8 protein-coding genes are annotated in these 8,941 nt (G+C 73.2%); 3 read left to right on the plus strand and 5 right to left on the minus strand.

What is annotated here, in order from left to right; genetic code table 11:
* The 3 genes from G3I41_RS30620 to G3I41_RS30630 form a co-directional block, all read left to right on the plus strand.
* The coding region (locus tag G3I41_RS30620; RefSeq protein ID WP_239081923.1) for a molybdopterin molybdotransferase MoeA at nt 1-1,218 on the plus strand (1,218 nt) is incomplete at its 5' end.
* A gap of 20 nt (nt 1,219-1,238) precedes the next feature.
* Complete coding sequence (locus G3I41_RS30625; protein WP_164403801.1) at nt 1,239-2,312, plus strand: potassium channel family protein; 1,074 nt, start codon at nt 1,239-1,241, stop codon at nt 2,310-2,312.
* A gap of 33 nt (nt 2,313-2,345) precedes the next feature.
* A complete protein-coding gene (locus tag G3I41_RS30630) occupies nt 2,346-3,335 on the plus strand; it encodes an NAD(P)H-quinone oxidoreductase (protein ID WP_164403796.1) in 990 nt (329 codons plus the stop codon).
* 66 nt (nt 3,336-3,401) lie between these two features.
* Here the strand turns inward: G3I41_RS30630 and G3I41_RS30635 are convergent, their stop codons facing one another.
* The 5 genes from G3I41_RS30635 to G3I41_RS37210 all read right to left on the minus strand — a co-directional run bounded on the left by G3I41_RS30635 (nt 3,402) and on the right by G3I41_RS37210 (nt 8,844).
* Nucleotides 3,402-3,947: a bacterial proteasome activator family protein gene (locus tag G3I41_RS30635; RefSeq protein WP_164403797.1), complete on the minus strand. Its 546-nt coding sequence runs from the start codon at nt 3,945-3,947 to the stop codon at nt 3,402-3,404.
* 95 nt (nt 3,948-4,042) lie between these two features.
* Nucleotides 4,043-6,892, minus strand: a complete 2,850-nt coding sequence (locus G3I41_RS30640) for an FtsX-like permease family protein (protein ID WP_164403798.1) — start codon at nt 6,890-6,892, stop codon at nt 4,043-4,045.
* Nucleotides 6,889-7,656: an ABC transporter ATP-binding protein gene (locus tag G3I41_RS30645; protein ID WP_164403799.1), complete on the minus strand. Its 768-nt coding sequence runs from the start codon at nt 7,654-7,656 to the stop codon at nt 6,889-6,891. The genes G3I41_RS30640 and G3I41_RS30645 overlap by 4 nt, the downstream gene beginning before the upstream one ends.
* A 41-nt stretch (nt 7,657-7,697) precedes the next feature.
* Nucleotides 7,698-8,318, minus strand: coding sequence for a PadR family transcriptional regulator (locus G3I41_RS30650; protein WP_164403800.1), 621 nt, complete (start codon nt 8,316-8,318; stop codon nt 7,698-7,700).
* Between the two features lie 73 nt (nt 8,319-8,391).
* Entirely contained in the window at nt 8,392-8,844 is a 453-nt protein-coding gene (locus tag G3I41_RS37210) for a hypothetical protein (RefSeq protein ID WP_239081657.1), read from the minus strand.
* Between the last annotated feature and the right edge of the window lie 97 nt (nt 8,845-8,941).

Genomic DNA, 8,941 nt, shown 5'->3' on the forward strand with positions numbered 1-8,941 from the left:
CGGGCCACCGCCTCGCGGGCCGGGCAGCGCGGTGCCGTGCGTACCGAGTGGCTCGGGCTCGGCGCGGCGCTGGGGCGCGTCCTGGGGGAGGCGCTGGTCGCGCTCACCGATCTGCCGTCCTTCGACACCTCGGCCATGGACGGGTGGGCCGTTGCCGGACCGGGGCCCTGGAGCATCCGGGACGGCGGCGGCATCCTCGCCGGCCACGGCGCGCCCGCCCAGTTGCCCGACGGGGCGGCCGTGCGCATCGCCACGGGCGCCCGTATCCCCGCCCAGGCCACCGCCGTCATCCGCAGCGAGCACGCGCACACCGACGAGGCCAAGGGGGTCCTGTACGCGCGGCGGCCCGTGGGTCAGGGGCAGGACATCCGGCCGCGCGGCCAGGAGTGCCGCTCGGGGGAGACCCTGCTTCCCGCCGGCACGATCGTCACCCCCGCCGTGCTCGGACTGGCCGCCGCCGCCGGGTACGACGAGCTGCCCGTCCGCGCCCGTCCGCGCGTCGACGTCCTGGTGCTGGGCGACGAACTGCTGACCGCCGGGCTGCCGCACGACGGGCTGATCCGCGATGCGCTGGGCCCCATGATCGGTCCCTGGGTGCACGCGCTGGGTGCCGAGGTCACGCCACCGCAGCGCCTCGGCGACGACGCGGAGGCCCTGTGGAAGGCGCTCACCGGCTCCGAGGCCGACCTGATCATCACGACCGGCGGGACCGCCGCCGGCCCCGTCGACCATGTCCACCGAGTCCTCGACCGGATCGGGGCCGGGCTCCTGGTCGACGGCGTCGCGGTGCGGCCCGGCCATCCGATGCTGCTGGCCCGGCTTCCCTCGGACGGGCCCTGGCTCGTCGGGCTGCCCGGCAACCCGCTGGCCGCCGTCTCCGGACTGCTCACCTTGGCCGGGCCGCTCCTCGGCGGACTGGCCGGCCGCACCCCCGACGACGCCTACCGGGTGGCCGTACGCGACGATGTGCACGGGCATCCACATGACACCCGGCTGGTGCCCGTGGTCCACCGGGCAGCCGGAGAACCCGGAACCGCGGGCGGGGCAGAGCACGTCGTACCACTGCACTACAACGGTCCCGCCATGCTGCGCGGGATCGCCGCCGCAGACGGGTTGGCCGTCGTGGAGCCGGGCGGGGTACGGTCCGGCACCGAGGTGGAGATCCTCGACCTACCGTGGACCTCGGCGACGCCGTGGACTGAAGGGTGTTTCACGTGAAACTTCCCGGCCAAGACGCGATGGCCAGGCGGGCGGACGAACAGGTCGTCCCCACCCGTGTGATGCTTCCGCGCCGGGTCGTCGACGGGCCTGCGCGCCAGGTGGCCAAGCGGCTGATGATGGCTCTGATGGTGCTGGCCATCACGGTGTTCATCGTCTGGATCGACCGGGACGGCTACCACGACGCGGCCGACGGCAAGGTCGACCTGCTGGACGCGGTGTACTACGCGACGGTCACCCTCTCCACCACCGGATACGGCGACATCACCCCGTACAGCGACGGGGCCCGCCTCATCAATGTGGTGCTCGTGACACCGCTGCGCGTGCTCTTCCTCATCATCCTGGTCGGCACCACTCTTGAGGTCCTCACGGAGCGGACCCGTGAGGACTTCCGGCTGAAGCGTTGGAGAACCAACTTGCGTGACCACACTGTCGTCGTCGGGTTCGGCACCAAGGGCCGCTCGGCCATCCAGACCCTGTGCGCCACCGGGCTGAGCAAGGAACAGATCGTCATCGTGGATCCGGCGTCCAAGGTGATCGAGATCGCCAACGCCGAGGGCTTCACGGGTGTCGTCGGGGACGCCACGCGCAGCGATGTGCTGCTGCGTGCCGAGCTCCAGAAGGCCCGTCAGGTCATCATCGCCACCCAGCGCGACGACACCGCGGTGCTCGTCGCCCTGACCGCCCGCCAGCTCAACCGGGGTGCGAAGATCGTGGCCGCGGTCCGCGAGGAGGAGAACGCCCCGCTGCTGCGGCAGTCCGGCGCGGACGCCGTCATCACCAGTGCCAGTGCGGCGGGCCGGCTGCTCGGCCTCTCCGTGCTCAGCCCCAGCGCGGGCACCGTCATGGAGGACCTCATCCAGCAGGGCAGCGGCCTCGATCTGGTCGAGCGGCCGGTGATAAAGAGCGAGGTCGGCAAGGGCGTGCGGGAGACCGACGACCTCGTCGTCAACGTGCTGCGGGGTCACCGGCTGCTCGGCTACGACGACCCGGCGGCCAGTCCCTTGCAGCTGACGGACCGGCTGATCACGATCGTCCGCGCCTCGAACGAGCCGCCCGCCACCCCGCCGCACCAGGGCATGCCGCGTTCCTGAGGCCGCCCCCGCCCACGGAGTAGCCTCGCGACCATGCATGCGATCACGATCCCCGAACCCGGTGGCCCCGAGGCGCTCGTCTGGGCCGAGGTGCCCGATCCCGTCCCCGGCGAGGGCGAGGTCCTCGTCGACGTCGTGGCCAGTGCGGTCAACCGGGCCGATGTGCTCCAGCGGCAGGGTTTCTACGACCCGCCGCCGGGAGCGTCCCCCTATCCGGGCCTGGAGTGCTCCGGCCGTGTCTCGGCCCTCGGGCCCGGGGTCACCGGCTGGGCCGTCGGCGACGAGGTGTGCGCGCTCCTCGCGGGCGGCGGCTACGCGGAGAAGGTCGCCGTCCCGGCGGGCCAGCTCCTCCCCGTACCCAAGGGCCTCGACCTCGTGCGGGCCGCGGCGCTGCCCGAGGTGACGGCCACGGTCTGGTCCAACGTGTTCATGGTGGCCCACCTCCGGCCCGCCGAGACCCTGCTGGTGCACGGCGGGTCCAGCGGCATCGGCACGATGGCGATCCAGCTCGCCAAGGCCGTCGGCGCACGGGTCGCCGTGACGGCCGGCAGCCCCGACAAGCTGGCGCGCTGCGCGGAGCTGGGCGCGGACATCCTGATCGACTACCGCGAGCAGGACTTCGTGGAGGAGATCCGCGAGACCACGGCCGGGGCGGGCGCTGACGTCATCCTCGACCTCATGGGGGCGAAGTACCTCGACCGGAACGTGCAGGCGCTCGCCGTCAACGGCCGGCTCGCGATCATCGGGCTCCAGGGCGGCGCCAAGGGCGAGCTGAACCTCGGCATGCTGCTCAACAAGCGGGCGGCCGTCACGGCGACCTCGCTGCGCGGGCGCCCGCTCGCCGAGAAGGCGGCCATCGTCGCGGCGGTCCGCGAGCACGTCTGGCCGCTCATCGAAGAGGGCGTCGTGAAGCCGGTGGTCGACCGTACGGTGCCGATGCCGGACGCGGCGGAGGGCCACCGTGTCATGGAGTCCAGCAGCCACATCGGCAAGGTGCTGCTCCAGCCGCCGGCAGCCGCCTGAACCCACGCGGGCGTGCGAGAGGGGCCCGGCACACCACGGTGTGCCGGGCCCTTCATCCATGGTCGGTTACAGGTACGGCCCCGAGCGGACCGGGCCGTGCGGGTCGAGTCCGCCGTCCTCCTCCGGGCCACTGCCGGGCGGCAGGGCGCGGCGCATCTGCTCCAGCTGGGCCCGGGCCGCCATCTGCTGGGCGAACAGCGCGGTCTGGATGCCGTGGAACAGGCCTTCCAGCCAGCCCACCAGCTGGGCCTGGGCGATCCGCAGTTCCGCCTCGGAGGGGACCGAGTCATCGGTGAACGGCAGGGACAGCCGCTCCAGCTCCTCCACCAGCTCCGGCGCGAGGCCGTCCTCCAGCTCCTTGACCGAGCCGGCGTGGATCTCCTTGAGGCGCACCCGGCTCGCCTCGTCGAGAGGAGCGGCCCTGACCTCCTCCAGGAGCTGCTTGATCATGCTGCCGATCCGCATGACCTTCGCGGGCTGCTCGACCATCTCCGTCACCGGGACCTCCCGCGACTCGTCGTCAGTACCACCGCCGCCGATCGCCATTCCGTCCTGCCCCACTACGAGGACCTGGGGGTGCTCCTGCGACCGTTCATTCCTCGGCATCTCCATGCCGCCATTGTCTCGCACACACGGTGTTCACCACTGTGGTGCCCCCGGAAACGGTTGATCCACCGTCCCGGGGGCACCGAACAGCCCAGCGGCTCTCAGCCCGCTCGCCGCGCGAGGGCCACCCGCGAGCGGGTGAACGCCGCCGCGAGCCCACCCGCCAGCAGCGGGACGACCACGGCCAGCAACCCGATCGTCGCCCAGGGCAGCACGATCGGCGTGTACGGGGACTCCATGGGCTGCTCGCGCATCTGCTCCATCGCGTCGCGCAGATCGACCAGGCGCAGCGCCACCGCGGGCACCAGCCCCGCGGCCGTTCCGAGCAGTACGCCGGTCAGCGCCACCACCAGGCACTGGAAGCCGGAGAGCGACCGCCGCACGCGCGGGGGCGCGCCGACCGCGCTGAGCGTGGTGAGGTCGGCCTCCGCGTCCGCCTTGGCCAGGCCGGTCGTGATGGCCGCGGCGCCCATGGTCACCACCCCGGCGAACAGGGTGAGGATCAGCAGGGCGGTGCTGCGCCGGTCGTTGGGGCCGGAGTTGGACTGCACCCAGAGCCCGCCGCCGGCCTGGTCGATGGTGGCCGACGTCCGCTGGCTCTCCGCGTCCGTGGGCTGGTGGCTGACGGCGTACACACTGCCGTAGGGCTGCGTGTGCAGGCCGAGGCGTTCGGCGGTCCGCTGCGGAAGGATCATGCGGATGCCGGGCGTCGTGGCGTACTCGGGCTTCGCGACGTACACCTTCAGTCGGTCGGTGGTCTTCCGGGCCTTGCCGGGGTGCAGCTTGAGGTTCTCCTTGTCCTTGGGGTTGTACCGGTGGTCGGCCTTGAGGGTGACCTCGCCGTTCTCCGCGTACGCCTCGTTGAGCAGGACGGGGGTGCCGGCCTTCAGGGCCGCGGCCGCCGCCGGGTCGTGGAGCTTCACATACGTGTCGAGGAGGGCCGCGTCGCCGACGACGATGTTGTTGGAGTCCGAGCTGAAGGTGCCGACGGAGAAGCGCGCGTCCACGCACGCGGGGGTCTGCATCATGGCGCGGTGCTCGTCGGCGGAGAGCCGGGTGGCCAGCGCTCTGGCGCCCTTGTCCGCGAGCGGGCAGGTGTGGCCCTTGCCGGTGGGCTTGACCAGCGTCATGGAGCCGCAGCTGGTCTCGTCCTCGTAGTAGACGTTGCAGTCGCTGCCCGCCCACACCCGGGAGATGTCCGCCCGGCCGCCGGTCACCGCCATGTTGTGCTCCACGGCGGCCCGGGCCGCCGGAAGCCGTTCGACGGCCTCCGCGTCGCCCGCCGACAGGGAGATCGTCCCCTCGGTGAGCATGGGCGTGTAGTCGTAGTCGGACTCCGCGAGGGTGCTGGCCATGTAGGTGGCGATGGCCACCGACCCCGCCACGGCCGCCATGACGGCGGCCACCGCCGGAGCGGTGCGGCCCCGGTTGCGGGCCGCGTCGCGCAGCGCCATCCGGGGCGAGAGCGGGAACCCGCGGCCGAGCCGGCCCAGCAGCCCGACGATCACCGGGATGCAGGCGAGCAGGCCCACCTCGGCGACGACGGAACCGCCGGCGACCAGGGTGGAATCGCCGCTGGTGCCGCCGAAGACGGCGACGAGGACGCCGAGGGCGAGCACGCAGGCGCCCGTGACGGGCAGCACCCGGGAGCCGCGGCGCACCCCGCGCCGGCCGGTGAGCGATTCCAGCACGGACTGCCGGCCCGCCACGATCGCCGGGGCGAGCGCCGCCAGGACACCCGTGATCAGGCCGAGCACGGCGATGACCAGGAGATCGGTGGGACGTATCACCAGGGAACCGAAGCGGTGCCCGGCCCAGTCCTCGATCAGCGGCCGGCAGACCACCGTGAGCAGCAGTCCGACCACGACACCGGCGACCGCGCCGGCACCGCCGAGCACCAGACCGCCGCCGAGGACCACCGCGCGGACCTGGCTCCGGTCGCCGCCGCACGTACCGAGCAGGCCCAGCTGGCGGCGGGAGCGGCGGGCACCGACGGCGAACGCCGGCCCGGCCAGCAGCACGATCTCCAGGATCGTCATCGCGACGACGGTGACGAGGGCGGCGCTGGTCTCCTCGCTCCCGGTGCCCGTCGCGTTGTAGTCCGGGTGCGACCGGAGCAGCGGGATCTCGGAGTCGGGCGGCGGGTTCTCGGAGACCTGCCGCGAGGTGACGACGGCACCGGCCTTGTTGGCCGCCAGCACGTCGGCCCAGCTGATCCCGGCCCGCCCCGGTCCCTCGACCAGCCACTGCGCCGAGCCCGCGTTGGGCGCGGGGACCTTCTTGTCGTGGTCGGCCATCGCCTTCCAGGGAGCGATCACCGCGCCCGGATCGGCGTACAGCTGCTTCGCCTCCAGGTCGGCGGGCAGTTCGACCGCGCCGGTGATCGTGTACTTCTTGCCGGACGGCGTCACCGTGATCGCGGAGCCCACATGCAGGCCCGCCGAATCGAGGAACGGCTCGGTGGCCACCATCTCGCCCGTGCCGCGCGGGAACGTGCCCTCCAGGAGGTCGATCCGCCCGCGGGCCATGCGGTCCGAGGTCTTGTACTCGACGACCTCGACGCTCGCGATCCCGTACGTGGTCGTGACCGTGGCGGGCACGGACTGCTGACTGAGCGCCCGGGCGCCCTCGGGGAAGGCGCCGCGCATGTCGATCGGCGCCGGTTCCTCGCTGGGCGCTTCGCCGCTCGCGCTGTCGTACATGTCGCCGTCGGGCATCTGCTGGATCGGCCCCAGGCCCGCATCGCTGTACAGCGCGTCGGCCGCGCCGAGCCGGGACGTCAGCTGCTCGGCCGGGCTCAGGTCCGCGCTGCGGTACGTGATGTCGGCGGCCGTCACCCCGAGGACCGGCAGCGCGATCATCGCGACCACCAGGGCGCTGCGGCCCTTGGCCCGCAAGGCGTCGCGGCGGGCTATCCGGAGGGCGGCGCGCCACCCCGTGAAGACGCTCACTCGGCTCCCCCGGCGGCCAGCAGCGAGTCGGCCCCGGCCGTCAGCGTCTGGTCCACGATCGAACCGTCCCGGAGGAAGACGACCCGGTCCGCCCAGGCCGCGTAACGCGGTTCATGCGTGACCATCACCCCCGCCGCGCCCTGGTCGCAGCGGTTGCGCAGGAGCGCGAGGACGGCCTCGCCGGTCTCCGAGTCGAGCGCCCCGGTCGGCTCGTCGGCGAGGACGAGGCGCCGGTCCCCCACCAGCGCGCGGGCGATGGCGACGCGCTGCTGCTGACCACCGGACATCTCGTCCGGGAAGCGGTCCGCGATCTCCAGGAGGTTCATCTCCTCCAGGGCGGCGCGGGCCTCCTTGCGGGCCTTGCGGACCGAGACGCCGTCGAGCTCGCGGGGCAGGGCGATGTTCTCGGCGGCGGTCAGGGCGGGGATCAGGTTGTAGTCCTGGAAGACGTAGCCGACGCTGCGGCGGCGCAGGGCGGCGATGCCCTTGCGGCCGAGCGCGGAGATGTCCTGGCCCTCGATGATCACCTGGCCGCCGCTCGCGGTGTCGAGACCGCCGGCGAGGGTGAGCAGGGTGGACTTGCCCGATCCGGACGGGCCCATGACGGCGACGAGTTCACCGGCGTGCACCGACAGGCTGATGCCGCGCAGCGCCTGCACCTCGGCGATGCCGGTGCCGTGGGTGCGGGTGAGCGAGCGGAGTTCGAGCACCGGAGCGTCCACCGGCAGGGGCGGGGCGGATGGGGACGGGACGTGCAGGGACATGGTTCCCTCTCGGAACGGATGGGATGGAAGGGGCGCCGGGCTCAGCGGCGCGTGCGGGACCGGGCGGTGGGCCGGGTGGTGCGGGCGGCCGGGCCCGGCGGCGGGCCCGCCGCCGGCTCCCTCGCGGCGGCCTCGGCGAGGCGGATCAGCCGGGCCTCGCAGTGGTCCAGCCAGCGCGCCTCGGCCTCGGCCTGAAAGATCAGCTGCTCCACGACGAGCAGCCACGCCACCTCGTCGCGGTTGGCGGGGGCCTGGGCGAGGGACCGCGCCTTGAGGCGGGTGTAGTCCTGCATGGCCTTCACGGTGTGGTGACGCTGGGCCTGGATGACGGCCTTGATGTCGACGCCGGGCGCCCCGACGGCCATGGCCAGCTTGATGGCCAGCTCGTCACGGGGCGGGTTGCTGCGGTCGACCGGCGTCTCGAACCAGGAGCGCAGTTCGGTGCGCCCCGCGTCGCTGATCGAGTAGAGGGCGTGGCCCTGGTCGTCCTCGCCGTCCTGGACGACCAGGCCGTCGCGCTCCAGCCTGCTCAGCGTCGTGTACACCTGCCCGACGTTGAGCGGCCAGGTGGAGCCGGTGCGCGACTCGAATTCGGTGCGGAGCTGGGAGCCGTAACGCGGCCCGCGCTCCAGGAGGGCGAGAAGCCCGTGACGGATCGACATACTGAGTATGTATACCGAGTATGTTGATCACCGCAAGTCTCCGCCGCGGTGGTGCGAAGGGAGGGCCGCACGGTCAGCGGGCCCGGCGCATCCGCAGCGCGAGGAAGCCGAGACCCAGCCCGACCAGGGCGATTCCCGCGCCGAGCGACAGCTGCTGGAAGCGCCGCACGGCCGCGCCGCTCAGGGCCTGCCGGCCCGCGGGAGGATCCCGGAAGTCGGCCGGGTCGGGGGTGAAGACCGGCACGGCGGCGGACTCGGACGGCGACGGCCGCGGCTCCCGGCCCTCCAGCGCGTCCTGACGCGCCACCTCGGCGGCCGACCGTCCGGGCCGCTCCCGCCCGGCCCCGGCGGGCCACCCGGCGAGCGGCGACTGCATCTCCCCGGCGCGCGGCGAACCGCTGGACGTAGGAGAGGGCGAGGCCGGCCCGGAGGTGCCCGGAGCGGCGGCACCCAGGGCCGCGGCCGCCGTCAGCACCAGACAGACCACGCCCCGGGAGCAGTGCGCGCGGAGCCGTCCCGAAGCCATGCGGTCACCGTCACACGCGACGGCACCACCGGCATCCCGGGTGAGGCGTACGGATGGCGGCGGCAGGCCCTAGGGCGTGTTTCGAAAGTCCCGCCTG

Source organism: Streptomyces sp. SID9727 (assembly GCF_010550605.1).
Classification (GTDB): Bacteria; Actinomycetota; Actinomycetes; order Streptomycetales; family Streptomycetaceae; genus Streptomyces.